Source organism: Agrobacterium sp. Ap1 (genome assembly GCF_017313375.1).
Classification (GTDB): Bacteria; Pseudomonadota; Alphaproteobacteria; order Rhizobiales; family Rhizobiaceae; genus Neorhizobium; species Neorhizobium cellulosilyticum.
The window spans coordinates 256,597-281,238 of record NZ_JAFLMY010000002.1 but is presented as its reverse complement, the minus strand read 5'-3'; the positions used below and the strand labels follow the sequence as shown (position 1 = coordinate 281,238).

Here is a 24,642-nt window from a genome sequence, read left to right as displayed (position 1 = left end):
AAAACCCGCGCCGAAGCGCGGGCTGATCTCTCATGCCATTTCAAGGCCCCACTCAGTAGTAGGGCGAATAACAGGTCTGGCGCGGGCCGTTATACGGCTGGAACGAGTTCGAATAGCTGTCATAGGACCGGTAGCGGCCCGCGCACCATTCATAATGGCGCGGGTTCAAGCCGCCTCCGCCGCTATAGGCAGGCCTTGGTGCAGGCTCGACATAACGTGGCTGCGAAGCGATCGCTCCTCCGATGATCGCGCCGGCGCCGAAGGCTGCAAGCGGATACCAGTAGCCATCGTTGTGACGACGATATCCGTCACGGTGATAGCGGTAACCGCGATGACCTCCGTACCAGCCGCGGCGCGGGCCATCGCCACGCCAGCCGCGGTCGCGATAATATTGCACGTTGCTTACGTCGGATACGACCTGCGCATTCGGTGCGGCTGGCAGCGGCAGCGCCTGCGCGGTTCCGAGTGATCCAGCAAGAACGACGGCTGAAACAGCTGCAACGGCAAATTTCTTGAACAGAGTCATTTCGTACTCTCCATTCCCTTAGTTGAAGAGGTGACGCCTCCCGCGCCACCAACTCACAGGATAGTCAACAAACATTCCAACGCTAGGATTTTTATCCTGAATGCATGCTATGCGCGGAAATGTGAAAGCCCGGCCGCGTGAGCGTCCGGGCTTGTTCGTCATGATATCCGCTTACCTGTAAGGCGAAACGCAAGAGCGGCGGACGCCGGCGCTGGCGACATAGGTATTATCCGAAGCGCGATAGGTCCGGTAGCGATTGGCGCACCACTGATAATGGCTGCCCCCCGAAGCACGCGGCTGGTTGGCGATGGCGCCGCCGATAATCGCAGCGGCACCGAATGCTGCTAGCGGGAACCAGTAACCGTTGTGATACCGATAGCCTTGGCGGCGCTCGCGATATCCGCGATGGCCGTTGTAATATCCTTCCCGATAGGCGCGTCGATCATGGCGGTAGTGACGGCGATCGCGATCATGGCGATAATAGCGGCGGTCACGATCGTCGCGACGGTATTGGACCTCGGTCGCCTGGCTGGCGGAGGCCTGCACCGCCATCGGTGCCACCGGCATCACAGGTGCGGCCGAAACCGGAACAAAACTCGTAGCAAGAACGGCCGCTGCCGTTAAGGCGGTGGCGATGCGCATGCGGAATGCGTTCATGGGAATGTTTCCTCGACATATAATCAGCGATTTAGAACGTGATACATGCCGATTTGTTCCACGCCATATTCCCTGGCAGAGGAATGCCAGATACCCTATTCGCCGGCTTCGTCGAAAACGCGCCGGTTTTCCTCGATGCGGGAGAAGTTGTCCCTGATCCAGAAATTCAGCGCCTGAAGAGACGCCAGTATGCCGGCCCCCAATTCGGTCAGCTCGTATTCGACGCGCGGCGGCACCTCGGGAAAATAGTGTCGCCTGACGAAACCATCGCGTTCCAGGCCGCGTAGCGTCAGTGTCAGCATGCGCTGCGTGATGCCGTCGATTTCCCTTTTCAGATGCGAAAAACGGAGCCTTCGACCCTCTGCAAGCGAGAGGCGCCAGATGACCTGAACCGTCCACTTGTCACCCAGACGCCCGCATACTCCGTTTGCAGGTTGCGGCAGGAAAGCCTGATCGCGCGTCACCTGCCTTTCGGTTTTGCTCTGACCTGAATTGTCCAAGAGTATCACCCGTGTGCCCGAGGCTGAAAATAGTGCCGTCTTCCGGCTGTGTTTCAACAGTATATATGGAGACCCCGTGTTCACCACGAGGGTTCTCAGATGAAAGAAGACAAACGTCCAATCCTGGTATTCGGCGCCACCGGCCGGCAGGGCGGAGCGGTCGCCGAAGCGCTTTTGAAGGCAAGATGGCCCGTTCGCGCGATTGTGCGAGACACTGCAGCCCCGAAATCCGTCGCCCTTCGTCAGGCGGGTGCCGAACTGGTTGAAGGATTATTTGCCGATCTCGATACATTTCGCGCCGGGATGAACAGTGTCCATGGCGTGTTCAGCGTCTTACCGGCCAACCTGTCAGAGGCCGAAGAGGTACGGATAGGGTGCGGGATCGCCGATCTTGCGGCCGAAAGCGGCGTCGCGCATCTCGTCTATTCCTCGGGCGCCAGTTCCGGCGACACGCCTACCGGGATCGCCCGTTTCGACGCCAAGCCGCGGATCGAGGCGCATATCCGCCGGCTGCCGGTCACCGCAACGATAATCAGACCGATGATATTCATGGATATGCTGATCAACCCGGCATTCGGCCTTTCAGAAGGCCGGTACAAATTCTTCCTCAGGCCGGACCAGTCGATGCAACTGATTGCCGTGGAAGACATCGGGAAATTCGTCGCCGCGATCTTTGCCGATGGCATACGGTTCAGCGGACGGACGATGAAGATCGCGAGCGATACGGTTACAGGGCGCCAGCTTGGGGAAATCTTCAGCGAAGCCGCTTGTCGTCCGATCATCTATTCCCGCTTTGCCGATGAAGTCCTTGCCGCCAATAGCGATCTTGGTCAGCTTGCGGCGATCCTGGATAACGGCCCGCTGGCGGATCACGTGGACCTTGCTGCGATGCGCGAGATCAACCCCGAGATCATTTCCTTTCAGGTCTGGCTTGCGACCCAAGGACACCAAGCCTTCGACGCCGTAATCGGGAGTGATCATACGTCCCACTCAGCGTAAAAAAGGCTCCTCCGCAAACTGACGGCACATTGCGGAGGAGCGCTCAGCATCACGCCACCGCGTAAAGCGTGCTGTCCTTGCCCTGCAGGCGATCGATCATGAAGTTCGAATACCACTCAACGAACTGCATCACACCGCCTTCATGCGCCTCGGAATAAGGGCCGGGTTCATAGGCGGGAGAGCGGATGCCGAAGGCATTTTCCTCGACGATCTGCCTGTCCTGGTCGTTGGTCATGTTCCAGACATGGGTCAGCTGCTCGACATCGTAATCGACGCCTTCCACCGCATCCTTGTGGACCAGCCATGTGGTGGTGACCGCCGTCTCTTCCGGCCCGATGGGGATGACTCGGAAAGAGATCGCGTGGTCGACCAGCATATGGTTCCAGGTGGTGGGATAATGGAACAGAAGCATCGTGCCGATATGGGAAATCGTCACGTCGTCGGAGAGCGACCGTTGAACTGCGGGCCGGCCGTTCATCGTGTAGCTTTCGGCATCCTCGATCAGCGGCATGCGCGCCACGCGGAACTGGCCGTCCGGCGACATGTTGAACGTGCTCGGCAGGCCGGCCGCTTCACAGCGGCTCCAGTGTTCGGAAATGAACGGATCGTCGCCTGCGCCCTGCACACCGGTCGCAGTCGGCGCTTCCGGGTAGGTGCGGCAGAGTTCCGGATGGTTGCCTGCGCAGTGATAACACTCGCGATTGTTTTCCCAGACGAGCTTCCAGTTGCCCTTTTCGATAATCGTGTTCTGGGCGGCAACCTTCGTTTCGGGCAAGCGATGGGGCGCCATGTAAGGCTCGACCGTTGCGCGAACCGGAGCAAAATCCGGGGCTTCCTTTGCAAGGCAGATAAAGATGTAGCCGGCAACCACCTGGCAGTGGACGGGTTTCAATCCAAACTGCTTCTTGTCGAAATTCTCGCCCATATGACGGGCCGACATCAGCGAGCCGTCATGCTGGTAGGTCCACTGGTGATAGGGACAGACGAGGCGGGTCGCAGAACCCGTTTCCTTGGTGCAGACGCGGTGGCCACGATGGCGGCAGGTATTGTGATAGGCGCGGATATCGCCCTCGCGCGTGCGGATGACGAGAACCGGATAGTCGCCGACCTGCAGGGTGAAATACATGCCCGCCTTGTTGATCTGGCAATCGTGGCCGGCAAACAGCCAGTCGCGATACCAGATCATCTCGAGATCGAGCTTGTAGTAATCGGGATCGATATAAAAGGGCTGTTCCAGGCTGAAACCTTCGCGGCGGTTCTTCAGCTGCCGCAGAACCTGATTGTGAATGTCCATATGCTTCCTCGCAATACAAGCAAGCTTCAGGGCATGGACAAGCCGGCAACAATCAATGCAGCCAATTCCCGTCCCGTGCGCCCTCCGCGACCGGTGTCATCAAGCTCAGGCTGGTTTCCGGGCTGAGGAGTTGTCCCAAAAGGACTGCATGGCACCTTCCCGGTCGGCCGTTCGGCTCTGTCCCAGTGGCCGGGGTCGCCCCCTACCATGCCTTCAACTCCACCACCGTTGCGGGGGCAGCGCCGGATAGATCTCTGCGACCCGCCGGCTTCCCAATTCTCCGCCTCCCCTAGCGAGGCGGCACCTTGAGCTTTGTCATATTTAAGCGGGACGCCGGCCTGTCGCATAGACGACATTGCGACATCGGCCACTGCATTGGCGACGATCGCGCAATAGCATCCGATTGCGGGAGAAACCGACTGTTAAGGTCTTGCTAATAGTGTTCTTGAAAATTCATTGGGAAGAGCCGCCACCATGCCAGGACAGCTCCGTTATTACGAAGTCAACAGGCCCAGGCCCTTGATGATGCCGCCAAGCAGCGGCAATGCCCATACGGAATTCCTGCGAACCGGCAGAATTCCACGCTCCCGCCCTGTCTGGGTTCCCGACGAACGTCGCTATCTCACCCATGACGAAGTGGCTGAAAAGACAGGCAAGAAGCTCGAAACGGCCGGCGAAACCACGCATAAGCGGCTGAACAGCTTTCACCGGTCTATCCACCTGCCGAAGATCATCTTTCACCGCACGTTGGAGGGTAGCCCGCATCTGGGCTATTGCCATGTGACCGCAGCACGTACCTTCTTTTCGCAGGATGCGATGGTCAGCTGGTCATTCTACATCGCCAACTTCTCTTCCGAGATCGGCGGCGACGAGGTGTTTTTCGCCCGAATCAATCCACGGAATTCCCGCATGTATTTCGCCGTCGCGGTGGAAGGCGAAGCAGGCGAACAGGCGCGGATCGACCGGACATGGCGCAAGAACGGGCTTCTGTTCCAGACCAACAGCCCGCGCGAGGCGATGCGCAACGTTCTGATGCTCGGCGCGCCCAGTGCCGCAGTGCGCGAAATCATCAAAAGGCTTTAAAGCACGGGCACTCCGCTGTATTGACAGCGGCATGACAGCCGAAATCATAAACATCACCCATGAGCCCCAGCGCGCCATCAGCGAGGCAAGCCGCGTGCTCAATGACGGTTTTCCCGTCGCCATTCCGACCGAAACGGTCTACGGCCTTGCCGCGGATGCGACGCGCGCCGATGCGATCTCGCACATCTACGAGACCAAGGGGCGTCCGCAGTTCAATCCGCTCATCTGCCATGTCTGCGATATCGAGATGGCCGAGCGGTACGCGGTGTTCGATCCGGCGTCGAGAAAGTTGGCCGAAACCTTCTGGCCCGGTCCGCTGACCATTGTCCTGCCGCTCAGGAAAGACAGCACCATCCATCCGCTGGCAACCGCGGGGCTGGAAACGGTCGGGCTTCGCTGCCCGGAAGGTTTTGCCAACGACCTGATCCGCGATTTCGGCCGGCCGCTTGCGGCACCAAGCGCCAACACGTCCGGCAAGATCAGCCCGACCTCGGCACGCCATGTGATGGACGACCTCGGCGACAAGCTTCAACTGATCATCGACGGCGGCTCTTCGCCAGTCGGCGTCGAGTCGACGATCATCCGCGTCGATCCCGAAACCGGCGCGATCCTGCTTCTCAGGCCCGGTGGTCTTGCGGCCATGCATATCGCCGATGTTGCCGGGCGTGACCTTGAGCGCCGCTCAGGCCCTGCCGCGATCATCGAGGCGCCGGGCATGCTCGCCTCGCATTATGCGCCGGGCGCTAACGTGCGTCTCGACGCGACGGCGATCGAACCGGGCGAAGCGCTGATCCGTTTCGGTGGCCAGCCGGTTGCCGGTGCGGAAAAGGCTGCGATCGATCTCGACCTTAGCCCATCCGCCGACCTTGCGCAGGCAGCGGCCAACCTGTTCGAATACTTGAAGCGCGCAGATGCCAGCGGTGCCTCAAGCATCGCGGTTGCGCCGATCCCGAACGAGGGACTGGGCGAAGCGATCAATGACAGGCTGGGACGGGCAGCCGCACCACGCGACGGAGAGGAATGAAAATGGACAATGCAGCAGGCGAGAGCGCAAAGGCCGGTTCAGAGATGGCTTCGGGACTGATCGACCGTTTTGCCGCGATTGTCGGAGATGCCAATGTGATCCGCGATGCGGCAGGCCTTGCCCCGCATCTGGTGGAGGATCGTGGTCTCTACAAGGGTTCCTCGCCGCTGCTTCTGAAGCCTGCCACGACGCAGGAGGTCTCGGCGATCCTGAAACTCGCCAGCGAAACCGGCACCGCCATCGTGCCGCAGACCGGCAATACCGGTCTTGTCGGCGGACAGACACCACGCGCCGGCGGCAATGACGTTATCGTCTCTCTTGCCCGTATGAACCGCATCCGCGACGTCGATCCGGTAGCCAATGTGCTGGTTGCCGATGGCGGCGCAATTCTTGCCGACGTGCAGAAGGCTGCGGAAGAGGTGAACCGGCTGTTTCCGCTTTCGCTCGGATCGGAAGGTTCCTGCCGGATCGGCGGCAATCTTTCCACCAATGCGGGCGGCACGGCGGTGCTTGCCTATGGCAACATGCGCCAGCTCTGCCTCGGGCTGGAAGTCGTGCTTCCGACCGGCGAGATCTGGGACGGCCTGCGTCGGCTGAAGAAGGACAATACCGGCTACGACCTGCGCGACCTCTTCATCGGTGCGGAAGGCACGCTCGGCATCATCACAGGTGCCGTGCTGAAACTCTTTCCCCGCCCAGTCGGTCATCAGGTGGCATTTGCCGGTGTTGCCTCGACCGAAGACGCGCTCGCGCTGTTCGACAAGGCCTCGACACTTTGCGGCATGGCCCTGACCGGCTTCGAGCTGATGCCGCGGATCGGCATCGAATTCACCTCGCGCCATATCGACGGCGTGCGCGACCCGCTGTCGGAACCGCATCCGTGGTATGTGCTGATCGACATATCGACCTCGGACTCGGCCGAGACTGCTGAAGTCATGGTCCATTCGCTGCTGGAGCAGGGTTTCGAGGCCGGTCTGGTACGCGATGCGGTGATTGCCAGCTCGGTTGCGCAGCAGAAGGCGCTGTGGACGATGCGCGAAAGCATGTCCGGCGCTCAGAAGCCGGAAGGCGGATCGATCAAGCACGACGTGTCCGTGCCGGTCTCGAAAATTCCCCAATTCATGGCGGAGGCCGAAACGGCGGTTCTCGCCGCCATGCCAGGCGCGCGCGTCTGCGCCTTCGGCCATATGGGCGACGGCAATATCCACTACAACATCTCCCAGCCGGTAGGTGCCGACAAACAAGCGTTTCTCGACCGCTGGCGCGAGATCAACGAGATCGTCCATAGGATCGTGCTTGCCGCTGGCGGCTCGATTTCGGCGGAGCACGGCATCGGCCAGCTGAAGCGGGACGAGCTTGCGCATGTCCGCTCGCCGATCGAGATGGACCTTATGGCCCGGATCAAGAAATCCTTCGATCCGGCCGGCATCATGAACCCGGGCAAGGTCATCATCGCCCCATGAGCCATATCCGGAAAACCACGATCCGCATCGATTTCGATATCGGCGTAAGGCTCGGGCCGGGAAAGGCGCAACTGCTCGAGCTGATCGAGGAACATGGTTCCATCCGCGCCGCCGGAGCTTCGATCGGCATGTCCTACCGGCGTGCATGGCTGCTTTCGGACGAGATTAACCGGATGTTCCGCGAACCTTCGATCTTTACCCGCCATGGTGGAAAAAGCGGCGGTGGGGCCGGCCTTACCGAGTTCGGCCGGGAGCTTCTTTCACGCTATCGACGGATGGAAGCCGCCATGCTCAAAGCCGCCGACGAGGATCTGGCGTGGCTGTCGTCCAATATCGACGCGGCCTTCACACCCTTCTCCAAAAAAGACGACAGCTGATTTTTGTCCCAGGCTTTCGGCCTGCATAATCGGCGATCCGGACGGTTTTCCACAGACCCGAAAACGCGATCGCAAGGGCGTGTCTCACGGCGATACGCCTTCAATCCAAGCTGACGCGTTCACCCTTCAGAAACCGCGATAATTGCGGCATTCGGTAACCATCCACCAAGGCAAACTTTCCTTAACCGCGATTTTTAAGGGGTTTTCGCAACCCCGCCGCCTAATGTGAGCCCATCAGAGGACAAAAGTCCCGCAGAGAAACGAATACGGGAAACCGGAAGCGGCTCTCAGGTAAAACAAGGGTAGCATAAAGCGATGAGCAAAACCGTTCTGAAGCCCGATTGGGCAGGGTCGACATTGAGGCTCGATCCGTCTCGTTTTCCGCAGCAGATTACCTATTCGCTGCGCGAGACCTCAGGAGATGTCACGATCACCATCGACGAGCGCGGCGCCGTGCTGCGCAAGATCCTTCCGGGTAGCGGTCTGCCGCTGTCCTTCGCCCTGCCGGCGCGCGCGTTCAAGGGTGTCGCCGCCCGTGCGATCGACCATGGCGACGGTGAAGTCACCGTCACGCTCGAACTCCATCACGACGATCCTGATCTCTGCATCCCGCTTCTCGTAGCGCACGATCTCTGCGACATCGCAGCCGACTGGCGCTCGTGGTCTGAAGCCTTTCATATTCCGATGCTGATGGTTGAAGCCGATGGCGTTGCCCGTCCGCTCGAAAACCATATCGGCGACGTGCGCAACCATGGCACCAAGCAGCGCCGCCGTCACTCCTATTTCGCCGCAAGGCGTCCCCGCTTCCTCGTTCGCCGCACGACCGGCAGCCTCGGCGTCGCGCTGAGGATCGAAGGCCGGGAAATCATCGCGCGCCGGTAGGAACGTCCCCTGAACCTGCAAGGCGCAGCGCAAAGCCCGGCTTCAACAAGCCGGGCTTTTTCAGTTCAGCATCATCGCTGTCTCAGAAAATGAGCGAGAGAAGCAGGCCGGCAAAGAGGATTGCGCCGACACGATTGTTGGAGAGGAACAGGTCCCGGCACCGGGCGGTATTGCGGATATCCAGAATGAGAATCTGCCAGCCGAGCATAATGACCATAGCAATCAGCCCGACATAGGCGAAGAAACCGGCACCGGCTGCGATAAAGGACAAGAAAAGAAACAGGACGGTGACGCCGTAGAGCCCGACAATGCAGGGTTTTGCCTTGTCGCCGAACAGCCGTGCGGTGGAGCGAACACCGATCAGTTCGTCATCCTCGATATCCTGATAGGCATAGATCGTGTCGTAACCGATCGTCCAGGCAACGGCACCGATATAGAGAAACACCGGCGCCCAGGAGAGCGATCCGAAGATTGCCGCCCAGCCCATCAGCGCGCCCCAGGAGAATGCGAGCCCAAGGAAGAACTGCGGCCAATCGGTAAAACGTTTGGCAAAGGGATAGATGGCGACGACAGCGAGCGAGGCTATGCCGAGCACGATCGAGAAGGTGTTGAACTGAATGAGGACAAGCAGTCCGACCAGCGCCTGCAGAACGATGAACACCTTGGCACCGAAGCGGGACACACGACCAGATGGCAGCGGGCGCGAGCGGGTGCGCGCCACTTCCATGTCGATATCGTGGTCGACGAGATCGTTATAGGCACAGCCCGCGCCACGCATGGCGACCGAGCCGATGAACATCAGGAAAAGATAGAAGATGATCGTGCCTGCCGATGGCTCCAGACCATCGGGTGCCGCGTCCGCCGCAAGAGCGATGGACCAGAAGCACGGCCACATCAGAAGCTGCCAGCCGATCGGGCGGTCCCAGCGGGCAAGCTGGGAATATCCCCATAGCGATCGCGGCAGCACGCGATAGACAAAATTATCGGAAGGGGCATCGGCCACGCGAGCGGCATCATTTGGGGCGTTTGTCATCATGCCGAGGTTCTAGCGCCGGGGATTTGGGGTGGTCAAGGAGATGGAAGAATCATCACCTTCAAGTCCCCTCTGGCCTGCCGGCCATCTCCCCCACAAGGGGGAGAAGACCCGTGGCGGCCTCTTGCCAATTTCTCACCGGAGGGATCGGCCGGGTTAAGCCCTCCCCCTTGTGGGGAGGGTTGGCAGGGGTCTTCTGCCCCCAGCTGGGCCACCATCACACCGCAATCTTGTCCAGCGGCAACCGGCTCTGTTCAAACGCCCGCAACTCGGCTTCCCGCTCATAGATGTAGTCGCGCGTATCAGGCACGGCCTGGCGCTTCTTGACGATCTGGATCTGGAAGATGTGGAAGGCTTCGTGGGTGAAGGCCATTTCGGACGCTGCGAGATAGAATTCCCACATCCTGACGAAACGGTCGTCATAAAGCGCTGCCGCCTTTTCCCTGTTGGCCATGAAGCGCTCGCGCCAGTGGCGCAGCGTATAGGCGTAATGCATTGGCAGGATTTCAACGTCGGAGACCAGCAGTCCCGCCTTTTCGATCGCCGGAAGCACTTCCGCCAGAGACGGGATATAACCGCCCGGGAAGATGTACTTTTCGATCCACGGATTGTTGTAGATCGCCGGATAGGGCTGGCCGATCGAATGCAACACCATCACGCCGTCATCGGCGAGCACATCGTTCACCTTGTTGAAGAACTTTTTGTAGTTCAGGCGGCCGACATGTTCGAACATTCCGACGGATACGATGCGATCGTAGCTCTTGGTCGGCGGCAGGTAATAATAGTCCTGCAACTCGAAACGGACGCTGTTGGCGAGACCCCGCCTGGCGGCGCGTTCGCGGGAGATCTTGAGCTGCTCGGTCGACAGCGTGATGCCGGTCACGTCGATACCGGAGCTTTCCGACAGATACATCGCCATGCCGCCCCAGCCGGAGCCGATTTCCAGCGCCTTCTGGCCGGGCTCTGCCAGAAGCTTTGCCACGATATGGCGTTTCTTGGCGATCTGCGCCTCGTCCAGTGAAATGCCGGGCGGGTTGAAGTAGGCGCAGGAATATTGCCAGTCCTCGTCGAGAAACAGCGAGAACAGCTTTTCGTCGAGATCGTAGTGATGCGAGACGTTCTTGCGATTGTGGTTGATCGGAACGCGATTACGGAACTGCGCCTCGATCATGCGGCCGATGCCGCGGACGATCATGCCGAATGTCAGGCCTTCGGACAGGGTGTTGTCCTTGATCAGGGCCAGGAACTCATAGATGTCGCCTTCTTCCACGAGGAGACGGCCATCCATGTAGAGCTGGCCGAGTTGCAACTGCGGATCACGCAGAAGCGCCAATTCCGATGCCTCGTCGGTGAAGCGGATGGCCACCGACCGACCTCCCCCTCCTCCATATCGCTGTTCGCCTCCCGTCCCACGGACGGTGAGAGTGCCTATCTTGATGATTTTGCTAAGAAGATCGTGAAGGGACGAGTTCACGGACCCACCTCCTGAATACTAAGGGAACCTTACTATTTTTCGAAATCTAGCGTCTATTACTCGGACTGCAAGCACATTCCGGTCATGAAAATGACACGAAACAGCACGCCGTCAAACGGGTTGTTTGACGGCGCACACCTAATGGTAGCAATGACATCGAAGCTTGTAGAATTCAGCGCTTTTTTAAAGCTTCTGCGAGCGCTGCGCCGAAAGCGCCTTGTGAAGAAGGCTTTTCGGTCTTCATGAATTTTTGATTGGCGGGGCGTTCATTTTTGCCCGGACCACGCGGCGGCGGGGCGCTTTCGCCTCCATCCTTGCGCATTGTCAAGCCGATTCGCTTGCGCTTGACGTCCACCTCGACCACCCGAACCTTCACCACATCACCCGCCTTGACCACTTCATGCGGGTCCTTGACGAACTTGTCGGCCAGTTGCGAGACGTGGACGAGACCGTCCTGATGCACGCCGATATCGACGAAGGCGCCGAAGGCCGCAACGTTCGTCACGGTACCTTCCAGCAGCATGCCGGGCTTGAGATCGGTGATCTCGTCGACACCGTCTGCAAAGGTGGCGGTCTTGAAGCTCGGGCGCGGGTCACGGCCGGGCTTTTCCAGTTCGGCGATGATGTCCTTCACGGTCGGCAGACCGAACTGCTCGTCGATGAACTGCCGCGGATCAACGGATTTCAACGCCGCGCTGTCGCCCATCAGGGTGCGCAGGTCACGGCCACAAGCGGCGACGATCTTCTTCGCCACTCCATAGGCTTCCGGGTGGACGGAAGAAGCATCAAGCGGCTCCTTGCCGTTGACGATGCGCAGGAAGCCCGCTGCCTGTTCGAAGGTGCGGTTGCCAAGGCGCGCGACCTTCAAAAGATCCTTGCGGCTTGCGAAAGCGCCATTCAAATCGCGATGAGCAACGATCGCTTCAGCAATGGATTTACTCAAGCCCGAAACGCGGGCAAGCAGCGGCGCGGACGCCATATTGAGATCGACGCCGACGGCATTCACCGCATCTTCGACGACGGCATCAAGCGAGCGGGCGAGCTTGCCCTGATCGACATCGTGCTGGTACTGGCCGACACCGATCGCCTTGGGTTCGATCTTGACCAGTTCGGCCAGCGGATCCTGCAGGCGGCGGGCGATGGAGACCGCGCCGCGCAGCGACACGTCGAGCCCGGGGAATTCGGCGGCCGCGGTTTCCGAAGCGGAATAGACCGAGGCGCCGGCTTCCGAGACGATGACCTTGGTCGGCTTGGCCCCCGGAAGGGATGACAGCATGTCGGCCACCAGCTTTTCCGTCTCGCGGCTGCCGGTACCGTTGCCGATGGCGATCAGCTCGACATCATGCTTGCGGATCAGCGAGGCGAGTTCAGCCTGCGTGCCGCGCAGGTCGTTCTTCGGCGGGAAAGGATAGACGGTCGAGGTGTCGATCAGCTTGCCAGTGGCATCGACGATCGCGACCTTGACGCCGGTGCGGATGCCCGGATCGAGGCCCATGGTCGAGCGGGAACCAGCAGGAGCGGCCAGAAGCAGGTCCTTGAGATTACGCGCGAAGACGTGAATTGCATCCTCTTCGGAGCGCTCGCGCATTTCCCGCATAAGGTCGAGCGAGAGCGAAACGGAGAGCTTGACGCGCCAGGTCCAGCCGGCAGCTTCCATAAGCCACAGGTCGCCCTTGCCAGAGCCGCGGATTTCAAACGCAGCGGCGATGATGCGCTGTGCCGGCTTGACCGGGGATGTGTCGTCAGCATCGACATCGATCGTCAGGGTCAGCATTTCCTCATTCCAGCCGCGCAGCATGGCGAGCGCGCGGTGGCCGGGCACGGTTGCCCAGCGCTCCGTGTGATCGAAATAGTCGGCGAACTTGGCGCCCGCCTCCTGCTTGCCATCGACCACCTTGGCGCGGAGAACGGCGCCATCGCGCATATGCTGGCGCAGGCGGCCGAGAAGATCGGCATTTTCGGAGATGGTTTCGGCAACGATATCGCGCGCGCCATCGAGCGCCGTCTTCAGGTCGGCGACTTCACCCTGAACATAGTCTTGCGCAAGCTTTGCCGGGTCGGCGTTGCGATCGGCCCAGATGGCTTCGGCGAGCGGGCCAAGGCCACGTTCGCGGGCGATCTCGGCGCGGGTGCGGCGCTTCGGCTTGTAGGGAAGATAAAGGTCTTCGAGTTCGGCCTTGGTGGTGGCACCGGCAAGCTTGGCCGCCAGTTCGTCGGTCATCTTGCCCTGGGTATTGATGCTGTCGACGATCGAGACGCGGCGGGCTTCCAGCTCACGCAGATAGACGAGGCGCTCGGCGAGATTGCGAAGCTGCGTATCGTCGAGGCCACCGGTCACTTCCTTACGATAGCGCGCGATGAAGGGAACCGTCGCGCCTTCATCCAGCAGACCGATCGCCGCCTTCGCCTGATCCGGGCACGCGTTGATTTCTGCGGCAATCGCAAGGCTGAGTTTTTGGATGTCGGCGGCCATGGAAGTCCTCGTCTAGATCGGGAGGCGTGACCATAGTCAAACTTTGCGGCAAGACAACACTGCCTTTCCCTGCGCTCACAGGATGATGAAGCAGCCTGTGCCAAAACGGACCGGCATTCACAAATCGATAACCGTCACCCGGTGGATAAAGACGTGACATCTTCTCGCATTCGTCGCGCCACCTATAGTTAGCGACGCCGCATGATGCGGTACGCATGGAGGTATGAATGCCCAGAAGAATCGCCACCCAACTCGCCCGTGATGAGGCGGTGGGCTCCGAAGAGCTGGAGGCCGCCATCATCTACCTGAGCGAAAAGATAAAAGATGCGGCCAAAAGAGACGAACCGGTTCCCTTCCTCGCCTATAGAAATCGACTGATTTTCGAAACGACACTGGCGTTGCGCCGGTAGGAGCATGCACGCTCTAGAAACATATCATCAAGGCGGTGCCGACCCTGTTATCCCTGTGGGGCCGGCCGCCAACCGGGTGCATATCGGCCGCAGACCCTTGACCTTTGCGGCAACGGGCCTTAACCGCCCCAGTGAAACAACCATGAGGGCGGTTTATGAAGGTTCTGCTGATCGGCTCAGGCGGCCGCGAACATGCACTGGCGTGGAAGCTCGCACAGTCTCCCAAACTGACTGCCCTTTATGCCGCTCCGGGCAATCCCGGTATCGCGGAACATGCCCAGATCGCTTCCCTTGACGTCGATGATCATGGCGCAGTTGCCGAATTCTGCCTGACCAATGGTATCGACTTCGTCGTGGTCGGTCCGGAAGGTCCGCTGGTGGCCGGTATCGCCGACGTGCTGCGTTCCAAGAACATCGTCGTCTTTGGACCATCGGCCGCGGCAGCCCAGCTCGAAGGCTCCAAGGGTTTCACCAAGGATATCTGCGCCCGCTACGATATCCCGACCGGAGCCTACCGCCGCTTCACCAATGGTGAAGAAGCAAAGGCCTATGTGACTGAGCAGGGCGCGCCGATCGTGGTCAAGGCAGACGGACTTGCCGCCGGCAAGGGCGTCACGGTTGCGATGACGGTGGAGGAGGCGCTTGCCGCAATCGACGACTGCTTCGACGGCGCCTTCGGGGCAGCCGGTGCGGAAGTCGTGGTCGAGGCCTATCTCGATGGCGAAGAGGCGAGCTTCTTCTGCCTTTCCGACGGCAAGACGGCGCTGGCGCTGGCAACAGCGCAGGACCACAAGCGCGTCGGCGACGGCGATACCGGGCCGAATACGGGCGGCATGGGCGCCTATTCCCCTGCCCCGGTGATGACGCCCGAAATGGTCGAGCGGACGATGAAGGAAATTATCGAGCCGACCATCCGCGGCATGGCGGAAAGCGGCCATCCGTTTACCGGCGTGTTCTTTGCCGGCCTGATGATCACCCAGAAAGGTCCGGAACTGATCGAATACAATGTCCGCTTCGGCGACCCGGAATGCCAGGTGCTGATGATGCGGCTGAAGAGCGATCTTCTCGAACTGCTCTATGCCGCCGCAACCGGCACCCTCAATCAGGTCGAGGCGCTGTGGAGCGACGATGTGGCGCTGAGCGTCGTCATGGCATCCAAGGGTTATCCCGCTGCCTATGACAAGAACACGCCGATCGCCAAATTGCCGGCAACAGCAAGGGGCGAGAAGATCTTCCACGCCGGCACGGCGATCAAGGACGGACAGCTGGTAGCGACCGGCGGCCGGGTGCTGAACGTTACGGCGATCGGCCATAATGTCCGCGAGGCACAGGCCGGGGCCTATTCGCTCGTAGAAGGCATCACCTGGGAAAACGGTTTCTGCCGCCGCGATATCGGCTGGCGTGCGGCCGCGCGCGAGAATTCCTGACAGCTTGGCCGCATGCCTTCTGGTGATGCGGCCGATCGTTACAGTTTAAGCCGTTATTTACCGGTTCTCCTGACGGGATCGAAACCACTGATGAACTAAGCATGATGCAAAGAGAGGATTTGCATCATGCGCCATCTGGCCCTCACAGCCTTCGTGCTTTTCGCCGGTACTGCCCAGGCGCAGTCTGTCATGCCATTTCCGGGCAATACGCAGGGAACGACCCCAAGCATGCTGAGCTTGACTTGCGAAACCTGCCCTCCTCTTAAGAAGGCCGAAGACAGTAACTACAAGGTTCCCGAGCTGAAAGGCAGCATCCAATCGGTCTCGCTTATGGAGATCGACGGCCAGAAGAAGATCGTACGTACCGATGCTTGGATGGGCGGCTCGCCGGTCGTCCATATCAGCAAGGTACCGGACTGGATGAACATCGATCAGATGCAGGCTGTGATTGCGACCACGAGCGGCAGATATGTCCAGACAGAGGTCCAGACCGCGAGCCATCAAGCTGACCCGATCGACCTTGAGTCAAAGACAGGCGCCGTGGAGAAAAGCACCCTCAGCGAGCAGAAGATAAAAGACACTCCACTTAGGTTGAGTGAATAACGAGAGCTGCTTATTTCGCCATCAGCAAGATACATTATTCCTAATACTTCTACCCTGACTTGTTAAATTCCCTATCGGGCTGAAAATTCGCGATAACGTTCGATAATATATCCGTTATCATCAGCCATCCGCCAAAAACTTAAATTTTTATTCAAAGATACAGGGCATTTTTAGCCTTGTGCGATGCAGCACGAATTTTGCGCAGGATGCGCTCCTTCCCAACACTTGAAGTTTATTCGGCTGCCGGACAATGGCGGTCGGTATGGTCGCGAGGATTCCATGAAGAACCTGAAGATCTCCCATCAGCTCGTCCTGCTCGTGCTGACATTAATGGTCGCCTTCGCGGTCGGTACCTATTTCGAACTGCGCGCATCCACCAGCGCGATCTATGCAGAGCGTTACGGAATGCTGCGCAGCCAAGTGGAATCCGGCATCGGCATTCTGAAGAAATTCCAGGAGCGTGAAGCGGCCGGCGAGCTGACGCGCGAGGACGCCCAGAAACAGGCCTTCGCAGCTGTCTCCGCCATGACCTTCAAGCCGGACGGTTATCTCTATGCCTATGACTATGACGTGACGATGCGCCTGCATCCAGACCCCAAGCGTCTCGGCCAGAATTTCAAGGGCAAGCCCGACAGCCAGGGCTTCATGTATCGCGACGAGTTGGTCAAGCTCGCCCGTGCCGGCGGCGGCACTGCAGACTTCCTTGGGCCCAAGCCCGGCGAACAGGGCGAGGATTTCCGCAAGAGCTCCTATGCGCTCGCTTTCGAACCCTGGCAGTTGGTTCTCGTTACCGGCGTCTATGTCGATGACCTCGAAGCCCAGGTCCGCTCGGACATCATGAAGGCCGTCGGCATCGGAGCCGGTATCCTTGTGCTTGCCGCCATCCTTGCACTGATTGTCATCCGCAACATTTCCGGACCGCTCAGCGATATCCGCAACGCGCTGAACGCCGTTGCCGACGAGGATGTCAATCTCAAGATCCCGCACACGGGCATGACGAACGAAGTGGGCCTGATGGCCCGCGCCACCGAAGCCCTGCAGCAGAAGGTGCGCGAGCGCCATGCGATGGAAGAACGCCAGCAGCGCCAACAGGAGGAACTCGACGGCGAGCGCCAGCAGAACCTCGACATGCAGCGCGACGAGGCCAAATTGCAGGCCCGCGTCGTCTCCACGATTGGCTCCGCTCTCGAAAACCTCGCCAAGGGCGACCTCACGGTTCGCTGCGGCGATCTCGGCAGTCGCTATGCCGGCCTGCGCGACAACTTCAACGAGGCGCTCGGCCATCTCGAAGCTGCCATGTCCAAGGTCAATGCCAAGGGCATCGATATCGGCGGCTCGAAGGAGGAAATCCGTCGCGCTTCCAACGAGCTGTCGCAGCGCACCGAGCGCCAGGCGGCAAGCCTGGAAGAAACTTCGGCGGCTCTCGACGAACTGACGGTTGCCGTCAAGCAGACCGCTGACGGCGCTCGCGAGGCGGCCCAGCGGGTCGTCACGGTCAGCGGCGAAGCGAACCGCAGCGATGCCGTGGTCGCCGAAGCGATCGAGGCGATGAGCGGCATCGAACAGTCCTCCGGTGAGATTTCCAAGATCATCGGCGTGATCGACGAGATCGCCTTCCAGACAAACCTTCTGGCGCTCAATGCCGGCGTCGAGGCTGCGCGTGCCGGCGAAAGCGGCAAGGGCTTTGCCGTTGTCGCCCAGGAAGTGCGTGAACTCGCCCAGCGTTCGGCAGCCGCCGCCAAGGAGATCAAGGACCAGATCTCGCATTCCTCGCATCAGGTGGAAAATGGTGTTCGCCTGGTGGGCGAGGCCGGCGAAGCGCTCAAGCGAATTTCGAGCCAGGTAAAGGCGGCAAGCGACATCGTCAGCAAGATCGCCGATTCCGCCGCAGAGCAGGATTCGACACTGCGTTCGATCTCCTCGTCGCTCAACCATCTCGACCAGGCAACCCAGCAGAACGCCGCCATGGCGGAAGAGACCACGGCCTCTGCGGAAGCGCTCGCAGTCGATACCGAGGACCTCCTGAACCTGATCCGAGGCTTCCGCGTCAGCGGTTCGAAACACGCCGACAGCCTGCGCGACATGGCCGGCCAGATGCGCATGGCAAGCTAATTTACACTATCGAGGTTCCGCCCTAGTCGGGCGGAGTCCTCACCAAGTTACGCGGGGGACGCGGGGATGAAAGCCGTCAGGACATATGGTCCGGCGGCTTTCTCTTTTTCAGGACCGTTTCGGGATCAGTGCGATAACTGCGAATGGGCGGCGTCAGGCTTTTGCCAACAGCTCCACCAGTTCCTCCACCTGGCGATCGGAACGCACAACAATACCTGCCTGCTCCAGAAGCGCCGCCGTCACGCCGTTTCCTGCATGTCTGAGCCCCTCGAACGATCCGTCATAGATAAAGCCCGAGCCGCAGGATGGACTGCCGTCGATCAGCAGCGCATGAGTGCAGCCATGCGCCTGCGCAAATTCCAGAGCGTGACGGGCACCCGCGACGAAGGCCTCTGTCACATCACCGCCGGTGATCTCCATAACCCGCGCCCGCCCCTCAAGCACATCGGCCCCGGTCATGCCCTTCTCGATCTCGGCAGGCGGCCGCGGCACGCTCATGCCGCCAGCCAGCTCCGGGCAGATCGTCACCAGCCTCCCCTCCTCCCGCCACCGATCGATCGCTGGATGGTGAAGCGGCTTTCCCTTGCCGTCATAACGGACGGCATGGCCGAGAAGGCAGGCGCTGATGAGGATTTTGGAGACTGTCATTGCTGTTCGTCGAGATGGCGGCGGATATCGACCTTTTCGTGGAGGATACGAACGATTTCGACCTGCCCGTCCAGCCTTACGATGTAGAAGATGAGGTGTGAACCTGATCGCCGGCAATGGTAACCGGCTCGAACCTCGCGCAGCTTTCGCCCAGCCAAAGGCCACTCGCCGATCTGCCGTATAGTCTGTAACAACTTTTGCAAATAGCTCTGCGCCTGCGCTTCGGACCACTCCTCACGCGTATATGTGCCGATATCGACAAAGTCCTTTTCCGCACTTGGGCGTAGCCGGACCTCAACCACGTTTTTGCCAGGACTCGCGAACGGATGCCATCAGAGCTTCAGGATCGAAAGGCACCGTGTCTCCGCTATTCTCTCCTTCGATCAAAAGCTCGCGCAGCCTCTCGATCTTCATCTGCTCTTCCTCGAGCAGGCGAAGACCCGCCTCGATAACCTCATCAACGGTATCGAAACGTCCGCTTTCCAACTCGCGCGACACGAAGCTTGCGGCCTGATCGCTGACGGTCACTTGCACGGGCTTGTTCATCGAAGGCTCCTGGAGAAATCCACACTCAGTTTAACACGGAGCGCAGCGCAGAAAAAAGCCCCGGATTAGCGGGGCTTTTGAAAGTTCGGATGGATTGCGTCTGCTTTTGCAGAGCCGCGCCTTACCCGCTGATCTTGGAGAAATCCGCAACCGTGCCGGTCGCCTCGCGGATGGCTTTCAGGAGGGCCAGGCGGTTGGCGCGGATGGCGGTGTCCTCGTCGTTGACCAGAACATCCTCGAAGAATTTGTCGACCGGTGCGCGCAGCTGCGACAGGGCTTCCATGGCGGAGCGGTATTCTTTCTTCGATACCGCTTCGGAGGCTTCCTTCGAGGCCACCTGGACCGCAGCCCAAAGCGCCTTTTCGGCATCGAGCTTCAGGAGTTCGTCGGAAACGCCCTCGGCAATAACGGTGCCCTTCTTCTCTTCGGCGGCAAGCAGCTGCGTGGCGCGCTTGGTGCCAGCCAGCAGGTTGTGGCCGTCTTCGGAGGAGATGAAGGAGGTCAGCGCTTCTGCCCGACGGGCTGCGAGCAGGAGATCATCGGTCTCAGGCGTCAGCACCGAGTCGATGATTTCGTGACGGGCGCCCATATCGCGCAGATAGACTTTCAAGCGGTCATGGAAGAAGGACAGAAGGTCGGCAACAACGTCCAGTCCAACCCCGGGAACAGAGGCCTCAATATCAGCAATTTCTGCCATATCGGCCTCATGCGATCTCAACGGGGGATCTATGCTGTCTTCGTCCGATCGTTGCTGTTCGCGCTTCATGAAATGCGGTGCTGCTTCTGCGTTTGCCTTTGCGAGAAGGGCACGATGGAATCTTGCAACGACGTGCTCAACCAAATCCTGGCTTGCTAGCGGCAACTCGACACTCCGCTCCAGCAGAATGCGCACGACACCGAGCGCCGCACGGCGCAATGCATAGGGATCCTTCGAGCCCGTCGGCTTTTCATCGATGGCCCAGAAGCCGGTAAGCGTATCGAGCTTGTCGGCGAGCGCGACGGTGATTGCCACCTTGTCCTTCGGCACACGGTCGGACGGGCCTTGCGGCTTGTAGTGATCTTCGATGGCGATCGCGACGGATTCGTTTTCGCCCTGCAGACCGGCATAACGGCGGCCCATCAGGCCCTGCAGTTCGGGGAATTCGCCAACGGCTTCGGTGCGAAGGTCAGCCTTGGCGAGCACAGCCGCACGATCGACGAGGATCGGATCAGCACCGACGATCGGGGCAAGTTCCTTGGCAAGCGCGCGGATGCGGGCAACGCGTTCACCCTGCGTGCCGAGCTTGGCGTGGAACGTTACGTTCAGCGCATCGAGCTTGGCCATGCGCTGGTCGAGCGGCTTCTTCAGGTCGAGATCGAATTTTTTCGCCGAGTCCACCAGCGTGCCGAGATCCGGGATATCGCCCTGGTCGCGGGTCCAGAAATGCTTGGCATCCGACAGGCGGGCGCGCACGACCTTGCCGTTGCCGTGAATGATTTCCTTGCCGCCGTCCTTGGCATCGATATTCGAGATCAGGATGAAATGGTTCGAAAGCCCCTCTTCCGCGCCCTGCGGACGAGTTACGAAGCATTTCTGGTTGGTCTTGATCGTCAGGCGGATGATTTCGGCCGGGATTTCGAGATAGTCCTTCTCGAACGTGCCCATCAGCACATGCGGCCATTCGACCAGACCGGAAACCTCTTCGAGCAGGCCTTCGTCCTCGACCAGATCGAGGCCACTTGCGAATGCGAGATCACGGGCATCGTGCAGGATCATGTCCTTGCGACGGTCGGCATCGAGCATGACCTTCGCCTTTTCGAGGCTCGCCACATAATCATCGAAGCGGCGAACGGTAATTGCTTCCGGCGCGTGGAAACGGTGGCCATAGGTCACATTGCCGGCCACGATACCGTCGATCTCGAACGGGATGACTTTTGTCTCGTCATGCTCGGAGCCGAATGTGCAGATGATCGACTGCAGCGGGCGTACCCAGCGCAGGCTTTCCGAACCCTTGCCCTCGACGCCGCCATAGCTCGAACCCTTTGGCATGGAGGCGAAACCGGAGCGCATCGATTTCGGCCAAGGGAAGGAGCGAATGATGCCGGGCATCACGTCTGCAATAATCTCTTCGGCGGCGCGGCCGGCCTTGGAGACGATGGCGACATAGAAATCGCCCTTCTTCGGATCGGTCGCGACCTGGGCTTCAGAGATATCGGAAAGACCGGCCTTGCGCAGGAACCCGGCGATCGCCTGTTCCGGCGCCTTGGTGGACGGCCCCTTGATCTCCTCGCGCAGATCGGCGGAGCGTGCGGTCAGGCCGCGAATATCGAGCGTCAGGCGACGCGGCGTCCAGTATTCGCGCGCACCCTCATAGGTCAGGCCTGCATCCACTAGCGCGTCGGTCACGAGCTTTTTCAGGTCACCCGCCGCCTTGCGCTGCATGCGGGCGGGAATTTCCTCGGAGCGAAGTTCTAGAAGCAGGTCGGGCATGGGGCTCAAGTCTTTGCGCTTAAAAATAATGACGTGGCGGGCTTAGCAAGCCCATCCGCAAAAGTCATCAGGTCTGATTGGGAAAGTGGCGGCTAGGCCGCCGGTAAAGCTCAGACCAGGCCGAGAAACACCGCAAGCGATCTGGTGACGGCAAGCAGCGTTTCGTCTTCGAGGCGGCCGATAACGAGGCCGAGCTTGTCACGCTTTACCGACATGGCCTTGTCGATCATGATCTGGGAGGTCTTCTGCAGGCCGTTTAAAGAAGAAGGCTCAACCCTCACCCGTATCAACGGCGCCTCGACAAGAGCGGAAGAAATAAGCAGCACTGTCACCGTGGCGGTGTCGTCAAATAGGTCCGATTGGATAACTAACGCCGGGCGTGGTTTACCGAAATCACCAGAGACCGCAACGGTAACGAGATCGCCACGCCGCATTGTCAGCCTTCGTCATCAAGGTCGGCAAGCGTCGCATCCAGAATTGCATCGAGATCACGATCGGCGGCATCCGCGGCGGCGGCAATTTTGGCCTGACGGCGGCATTCCGCCGCAAACCCCGGCTGACGCGTATCGGGTACCCAAATCTGCACCGGACGCAGACCGGATGCTCTCAGGGCATCCCGATGCTTCTGTACTCTTCTGCCAACGGAAGCGGGCATTTTCACCTCCAAGGGTCACGTTACATGTAACGTAGTCGATCAGCTTGCAAAATTCAAGCAGCAGCTACCATCCTCCACCGCCTCCACCGCCGCCCCCGCCGCCGGAAAAACCGCCACCTGTCGAGAAGCCGGAGGAAGACAACGAGGATTTCGGGGTCGGGATGGTGGACTGGATGGTCTGCGACATGGATGACGAGAAGCCGCCGATGCGATCGCCAAAACTGCCGAAACCGTCACCGTGATACCAGGTCGAGCTATAGGCTGCGGCACCGGCGGCAACCGCCGTTGCCAACCATGCCTCGAATGCCTCGCTCCACGGCTTCTCCACACCGAGCGCAACAGCATAGGGCAACAGCTTTTCGAAATGCTGCGGTGACATGGAAGGGGCGCCGGCCATGTTCATGCGGTCCTTTTCGGCAACCGTCAGATAGGTTCGCAGGCCTTCGATCTCATCCATCAGCTTGCGGCCCAGCGGGGTCGGCGCGCCCATCAGGAAGAAAAACAGCACATTGATGAGGACGAGGCCGCCGATACCGGCAAAGACCGGCCACTGGCCATCCTCAACACTTTCAATCGCACCGACGATGAAGGTGCCGCCGATGGAAAAGGCGACTAGGCCGAACATCGCAAGCGAGATGATCGCGACGATACGGGCGGCAATGGTTTTCTTCCGCAGTAGCGACTTGCCGGCAGTGACCGCAAAGAAGGACCAGAAGCCTCCGAAGAGGACGGCGGGAAGCAGCAGGCCGAGATCATCCGGATCGATATCACCGAAGATCAGCAGCGCGGCTGCGGCCATCAGGCTGAGCAGCACGCCAAGCACGACATAGACGGTATTGTGCCTGTAATATTTGCCCCGATGTTCCTTCTCGATCGCCTGCCGGAAGGCCTTGCCGATCTCTTGTACCCGTTCGCCATTCGACTTCTCGATCGCGAATGTGTCACCCGCTGCGCCCATCTGGAACAGCATGCTCTTTTGTCCGGAGGGGAGATCCTTCAGCGGCTTTCTGTCGCTGATCCTGACGACAACCCGCGATTTGAGGTCTTCGAGCGTCAGATAGCCTTTGACCGCGAGATCGAGCAGGCTGGCTGAAAACGCCGTCCAGCCGCCGCCGGAAAATCCCTTGTTGTCGATATAGTTGACCAGCGCCGGCGAGATGCCGGCCGGTGTATCCCAGCGCGGCACGATGACGCCGCCTTGCGGGTCACGGCCAACTCTCCGCCAGACCATGAAGTAATAAAACGCAACGACGGCGAGGCCACCGAGGGCAAGGAACAGGTTACGGTTGTCACGCCACCACCACGCACTCTCCTGATCCGCGGAAGGTGCTGTAACGATGCCCTTGGGGAAGCCGACGACTATGGTGAGGCCTTCCTCACTGCCCAGCGGGCGGGTCGTGGTGAATGTCGCCTGGCTGCCAGAAGCGCTTGCGCGGACGTCGCTGGCGGTGGAACGGTAGGCACCGGTAAAGGCAGTGGTATCGGTAACCCTGCCACCCGGCAGTGTCACGCGCGCCGAGGCCTGCGCGATGCGAAACTGCCAGCCATTTCCCGTCGCGTTCCAGTACAGCTCGTCATGATCGTCGAAATAACGGATCTGCCGGTTGGTTCTGTAGGTGATGGCATAGGTGTGCACGCCGGGAGACAGAAAGGTGTTTTCGCCACCGGTATAGATGCGGATGCCACGGGAGATGGTTTCCGTGTGAAAGGCTTCCGGGCGGCCGTCGCGGGTGACGGAGACGGGTTCGAAACCGACTCTGATCGTGCGGCCTTTCGCATCCTCCATGGTCATCGGGAAATCGCGAAATATGCCGCGGCGGATGCGGTTTCCCTCGGCGTTGACGGTGATCGTCTCGGTCACAGTCAATTCGCCATCGGCAGCGATCTGGATATCCGAATTGTAGCTGCGGATGTATTCCTCCGCAGCAGCCGGAAGGTAACCTGCCAGAGCCAAGACAAGAGCGAGAACAAGGCGCCGAAACATCA

At 60.0% G+C, this 24,642-nt stretch carries 24 protein-coding genes and 1 riboswitch; of the genes, 10 read left to right on the top strand and 14 right to left on the bottom strand.

Features of this window, described 5'->3' with window-relative positions; all coding sequences use genetic code 11:
* Positions 1-52: 52 nt before the first annotated feature.
* From JZX87_RS04710 to JZX87_RS04700, 3 genes are all read right to left on the bottom strand, one after another.
* Positions 53-526, bottom strand: a complete 474-nt coding sequence (locus tag JZX87_RS04710; RefSeq protein WP_206824191.1) for a BA14K family protein — start codon at positions 524-526, stop codon at positions 53-55.
* A 171-nt stretch (positions 527-697) separates the two neighbouring features.
* Positions 698-1,183: a BA14K family protein gene (locus JZX87_RS04705; RefSeq protein WP_148142853.1), complete on the bottom strand. Its 486-nt coding sequence runs from the start codon at positions 1,181-1,183 to the stop codon at positions 698-700.
* 95 nt (positions 1,184-1,278) lie between these two features.
* Positions 1,279-1,692 (bottom strand): winged helix-turn-helix transcriptional regulator, encoded by a 414-nt coding sequence (locus JZX87_RS04700; protein ID WP_502711294.1) that lies wholly within the window; start codon positions 1,690-1,692, stop codon positions 1,279-1,281.
* A 90-nt stretch (positions 1,693-1,782) separates the two neighbouring features.
* Here JZX87_RS04700 and JZX87_RS04695 point away from each other — a divergent pair, with 90 nt between their 5' ends.
* Positions 1,783-2,682: an NmrA/HSCARG family protein gene (locus tag JZX87_RS04695; RefSeq protein WP_206824188.1), complete on the top strand. Its 900-nt coding sequence runs from the start codon at positions 1,783-1,785 to the stop codon at positions 2,680-2,682.
* A 49-nt stretch (positions 2,683-2,731) separates the two neighbouring features.
* Here JZX87_RS04695 and JZX87_RS04690 read toward each other — a convergent pair whose 3' ends face one another.
* Entirely contained in the window at positions 2,732-3,976 is a 1,245-nt protein-coding gene (locus tag JZX87_RS04690) for an aromatic ring-hydroxylating oxygenase subunit alpha (RefSeq protein WP_183823039.1), read from the bottom strand.
* Between the two features lie 91 nt (positions 3,977-4,067).
* A riboswitch (cobalamin riboswitch) is annotated at positions 4,068-4,300 on the bottom strand.
* A 150-nt stretch (positions 4,301-4,450) separates the two neighbouring features.
* On the opposite strand from JZX87_RS04690, the gene JZX87_RS04685 reads away from it, so the two are divergent.
* The 5 genes from JZX87_RS04685 (at position 4,451) to JZX87_RS04665 (ending at position 8,805) form a co-directional block, all read left to right on the top strand.
* On the top strand, positions 4,451-5,059 hold the full coding sequence (locus JZX87_RS04685; RefSeq protein WP_148142857.1) for a DUF6656 family protein: 609 nt from the start codon (positions 4,451-4,453) through the stop codon (positions 5,057-5,059).
* Between the two features lie 31 nt (positions 5,060-5,090).
* Positions 5,091-6,083 (top strand): L-threonylcarbamoyladenylate synthase, encoded by a 993-nt coding sequence (locus JZX87_RS04680; RefSeq protein WP_206824187.1) that lies wholly within the window; start codon positions 5,091-5,093, stop codon positions 6,081-6,083.
* Positions 6,084-6,085: 2 nt separating this feature from the next.
* Positions 6,086-7,546, top strand: a complete 1,461-nt coding sequence (locus JZX87_RS04675; RefSeq protein WP_286194150.1) for an FAD-binding oxidoreductase — start codon at positions 6,086-6,088, stop codon at positions 7,544-7,546.
* Complete coding sequence (locus JZX87_RS04670) at positions 7,543-7,923, top strand: winged helix-turn-helix domain-containing protein (RefSeq protein WP_148142859.1); 381 nt, start codon at positions 7,543-7,545, stop codon at positions 7,921-7,923. The genes JZX87_RS04675 and JZX87_RS04670 overlap by 4 nt, the downstream gene beginning before the upstream one ends.
* 315 nt (positions 7,924-8,238) lie before the next feature.
* The gene (locus JZX87_RS04665; protein ID WP_148142860.1) at positions 8,239-8,805 is read left to right on the top strand and encodes a DUF6101 family protein; all 567 of its coding nucleotides are present in this window, start codon (positions 8,239-8,241) and stop codon (positions 8,803-8,805) included.
* Positions 8,806-8,887: 82 nt separating this feature from the next.
* Here the strand turns inward: JZX87_RS04665 and ubiA are convergent, their stop codons facing one another.
* The 3 genes from ubiA to JZX87_RS04650 all read right to left on the bottom strand — a co-directional run bounded on the left by ubiA (position 8,888) and on the right by JZX87_RS04650 (position 13,785).
* On the bottom strand, positions 8,888-9,838 hold the full coding sequence (ubiA, locus tag JZX87_RS04660; RefSeq protein WP_206824182.1) for a 4-hydroxybenzoate octaprenyltransferase: 951 nt from the start codon (positions 9,836-9,838) through the stop codon (positions 8,888-8,890).
* A gap of 217 nt (positions 9,839-10,055) precedes the next feature.
* Entirely contained in the window at positions 10,056-11,312 is a 1,257-nt protein-coding gene (locus JZX87_RS04655; protein WP_148142861.1) for a cyclopropane fatty acid synthase, read from the bottom strand.
* A 172-nt stretch (positions 11,313-11,484) separates the two neighbouring features.
* Positions 11,485-13,785 carry a Tex family protein gene (locus tag JZX87_RS04650; protein WP_206824180.1) on the bottom strand — a complete coding sequence of 767 codons (2,301 nt, stop codon included), beginning with the start codon at positions 13,783-13,785 and terminating at the stop codon, positions 11,485-11,487.
* 227 nt (positions 13,786-14,012) lie between these two features.
* On the opposite strand from JZX87_RS04650, the gene JZX87_RS04645 reads away from it, so the two are divergent.
* The 4 genes from JZX87_RS04645 to JZX87_RS04630 all read left to right on the top strand — a co-directional run bounded on the left by JZX87_RS04645 (position 14,013) and on the right by JZX87_RS04630 (position 18,337).
* Positions 14,013-14,195 (top strand): hypothetical protein, encoded by a 183-nt coding sequence (locus JZX87_RS04645; RefSeq protein WP_148142863.1) that lies wholly within the window; start codon positions 14,013-14,015, stop codon positions 14,193-14,195.
* 155 nt (positions 14,196-14,350) lie between these two features.
* On the top strand, positions 14,351-15,622 hold the full coding sequence (gene purD / locus JZX87_RS04640) for a phosphoribosylamine--glycine ligase (protein WP_206824179.1): 1,272 nt from the start codon (positions 14,351-14,353) through the stop codon (positions 15,620-15,622).
* A gap of 126 nt (positions 15,623-15,748) precedes the next feature.
* Positions 15,749-16,225 carry a plant virulence effector HPE1-like domain-containing protein gene (locus tag JZX87_RS04635; RefSeq protein WP_206824177.1) on the top strand — a complete coding sequence of 159 codons (477 nt, stop codon included), beginning with the start codon at positions 15,749-15,751 and terminating at the stop codon, positions 16,223-16,225.
* A gap of 279 nt (positions 16,226-16,504) precedes the next feature.
* Positions 16,505-18,337, top strand: a complete 1,833-nt coding sequence (locus JZX87_RS04630) for a methyl-accepting chemotaxis protein (RefSeq protein ID WP_148142866.1) — start codon at positions 16,505-16,507, stop codon at positions 18,335-18,337.
* 153 nt (positions 18,338-18,490) lie between these two features.
* On the opposite strand, the gene JZX87_RS04625 is transcribed toward JZX87_RS04630, so the two are convergent.
* The 7 genes from JZX87_RS04625 to JZX87_RS04595 all read right to left on the bottom strand — a co-directional run bounded on the left by JZX87_RS04625 (position 18,491) and on the right by JZX87_RS04595 (position 24,640).
* Positions 18,491-18,985: a 2-thiouracil desulfurase family protein gene (locus JZX87_RS04625; protein WP_206824176.1), complete on the bottom strand. Its 495-nt coding sequence runs from the start codon at positions 18,983-18,985 to the stop codon at positions 18,491-18,493.
* Positions 18,982-19,287 (bottom strand): type II toxin-antitoxin system RelE/ParE family toxin, encoded by a 306-nt coding sequence (locus JZX87_RS31745; RefSeq protein ID WP_206824172.1) that lies wholly within the window; start codon positions 19,285-19,287, stop codon positions 18,982-18,984. Before JZX87_RS31745 ends, JZX87_RS04625 begins: the two co-directional genes overlap by 4 nt.
* On the bottom strand, positions 19,280-19,531 hold the full coding sequence (locus tag JZX87_RS04615; protein ID WP_206824171.1) for a type II toxin-antitoxin system ParD family antitoxin: 252 nt from the start codon (positions 19,529-19,531) through the stop codon (positions 19,280-19,282). Before JZX87_RS04615 ends, JZX87_RS31745 begins: the two co-directional genes overlap by 8 nt.
* A gap of 121 nt (positions 19,532-19,652) precedes the next feature.
* Positions 19,653-22,001 carry a glycine--tRNA ligase subunit beta gene (gene glyS / locus JZX87_RS04610; protein WP_206824169.1) on the bottom strand — a complete coding sequence of 783 codons (2,349 nt, stop codon included), beginning with the start codon at positions 21,999-22,001 and terminating at the stop codon, positions 19,653-19,655.
* A 110-nt stretch (positions 22,002-22,111) separates the two neighbouring features.
* Positions 22,112-22,435 carry a type II toxin-antitoxin system PemK/MazF family toxin gene (locus JZX87_RS04605; protein WP_148142871.1) on the bottom strand — a complete coding sequence of 108 codons (324 nt, stop codon included), beginning with the start codon at positions 22,433-22,435 and terminating at the stop codon, positions 22,112-22,114.
* Positions 22,436-22,437: 2 nt separating this feature from the next.
* Complete coding sequence (locus tag JZX87_RS04600; RefSeq protein ID WP_148142872.1) at positions 22,438-22,656, bottom strand: antitoxin MazE family protein; 219 nt, start codon at positions 22,654-22,656, stop codon at positions 22,438-22,440.
* 64 nt (positions 22,657-22,720) lie between these two features.
* Positions 22,721-24,640 carry a DUF2207 domain-containing protein gene (locus tag JZX87_RS04595; protein ID WP_206824167.1) on the bottom strand — a complete coding sequence of 640 codons (1,920 nt, stop codon included), beginning with the start codon at positions 24,638-24,640 and terminating at the stop codon, positions 22,721-22,723.
* Positions 24,641-24,642: the final 2 nt, after the last annotated feature.

What these genes read in the sequence shown, in the direction of transcription:
- JZX87_RS04710 (WP_206824191.1), bottom strand. Translation starts at nt 526, where the DNA reads ATGACTCTGTTCAAGAAATTTGCCGTTGCAGCTGTTTCAGCCGTCGTT.
- JZX87_RS04705 (WP_148142853.1), bottom strand. Translation starts at nt 1,183, where the DNA reads ATGAACGCATTCCGCATGCGCATCGCCACCGCCTTAACGGCAGCGGCC.
- JZX87_RS04695 (WP_206824188.1), top strand. Translation starts at nt 1,783, where the DNA reads ATGAAAGAAGACAAACGTCCAATCCTGGTATTCGGCGCCACCGGCCGG.
- JZX87_RS04690 (WP_183823039.1), bottom strand. Translation starts at nt 3,976, where the DNA reads ATGGACATTCACAATCAGGTTCTGCGGCAGCTGAAGAACCGCCGCGAA.
- JZX87_RS04685 (WP_148142857.1), top strand. Translation starts at nt 4,451, where the DNA reads ATGCCAGGACAGCTCCGTTATTACGAAGTCAACAGGCCCAGGCCCTTG.
- JZX87_RS04680 (WP_206824187.1), top strand. Translation starts at nt 5,091, where the DNA reads ATGACAGCCGAAATCATAAACATCACCCATGAGCCCCAGCGCGCCATC.
- JZX87_RS04675 (WP_286194150.1), top strand. Translation starts at nt 6,086, where the DNA reads ATGGACAATGCAGCAGGCGAGAGCGCAAAGGCCGGTTCAGAGATGGCT.
- JZX87_RS04670 (WP_148142859.1), top strand. Translation starts at nt 7,543, where the DNA reads ATGAGCCATATCCGGAAAACCACGATCCGCATCGATTTCGATATCGGC.
- JZX87_RS04665 (WP_148142860.1), top strand. Translation starts at nt 8,239, where the DNA reads ATGAGCAAAACCGTTCTGAAGCCCGATTGGGCAGGGTCGACATTGAGG.
- ubiA (WP_206824182.1), bottom strand. Translation starts at nt 9,838, where the DNA reads ATGACAAACGCCCCAAATGATGCCGCTCGCGTGGCCGATGCCCCTTCC.
- JZX87_RS04650 (WP_206824180.1), bottom strand. Translation starts at nt 13,785, where the DNA reads ATGGCCGCCGACATCCAAAAACTCAGCCTTGCGATTGCCGCAGAAATC.
- JZX87_RS04645 (WP_148142863.1), top strand. Translation starts at nt 14,013, where the DNA reads ATGCCCAGAAGAATCGCCACCCAACTCGCCCGTGATGAGGCGGTGGGC.
- purD (WP_206824179.1), top strand. Translation starts at nt 14,351, where the DNA reads ATGAAGGTTCTGCTGATCGGCTCAGGCGGCCGCGAACATGCACTGGCG.
- JZX87_RS04635 (WP_206824177.1), top strand. Translation starts at nt 15,749, where the DNA reads ATGCGCCATCTGGCCCTCACAGCCTTCGTGCTTTTCGCCGGTACTGCC.
- JZX87_RS04630 (WP_148142866.1), top strand. Translation starts at nt 16,505, where the DNA reads ATGAAGAACCTGAAGATCTCCCATCAGCTCGTCCTGCTCGTGCTGACA.
- JZX87_RS04625 (WP_206824176.1), bottom strand. Translation starts at nt 18,985, where the DNA reads ATGACAGTCTCCAAAATCCTCATCAGCGCCTGCCTTCTCGGCCATGCC.
- JZX87_RS04615 (WP_206824171.1), bottom strand. Translation starts at nt 19,531, where the DNA reads ATGAACAAGCCCGTGCAAGTGACCGTCAGCGATCAGGCCGCAAGCTTC.
- glyS (WP_206824169.1), bottom strand. Translation starts at nt 22,001, where the DNA reads ATGCCCGACCTGCTTCTAGAACTTCGCTCCGAGGAAATTCCCGCCCGC.
- JZX87_RS04605 (WP_148142871.1), bottom strand. Translation starts at nt 22,435, where the DNA reads ATGCGGCGTGGCGATCTCGTTACCGTTGCGGTCTCTGGTGATTTCGGT.
- JZX87_RS04600 (WP_148142872.1), bottom strand. Translation starts at nt 22,656, where the DNA reads ATGCCCGCTTCCGTTGGCAGAAGAGTACAGAAGCATCGGGATGCCCTG.
- JZX87_RS04595 (WP_206824167.1), bottom strand. Translation starts at nt 24,640, where the DNA reads ATGTTTCGGCGCCTTGTTCTCGCTCTTGTCTTGGCTCTGGCAGGTTAC.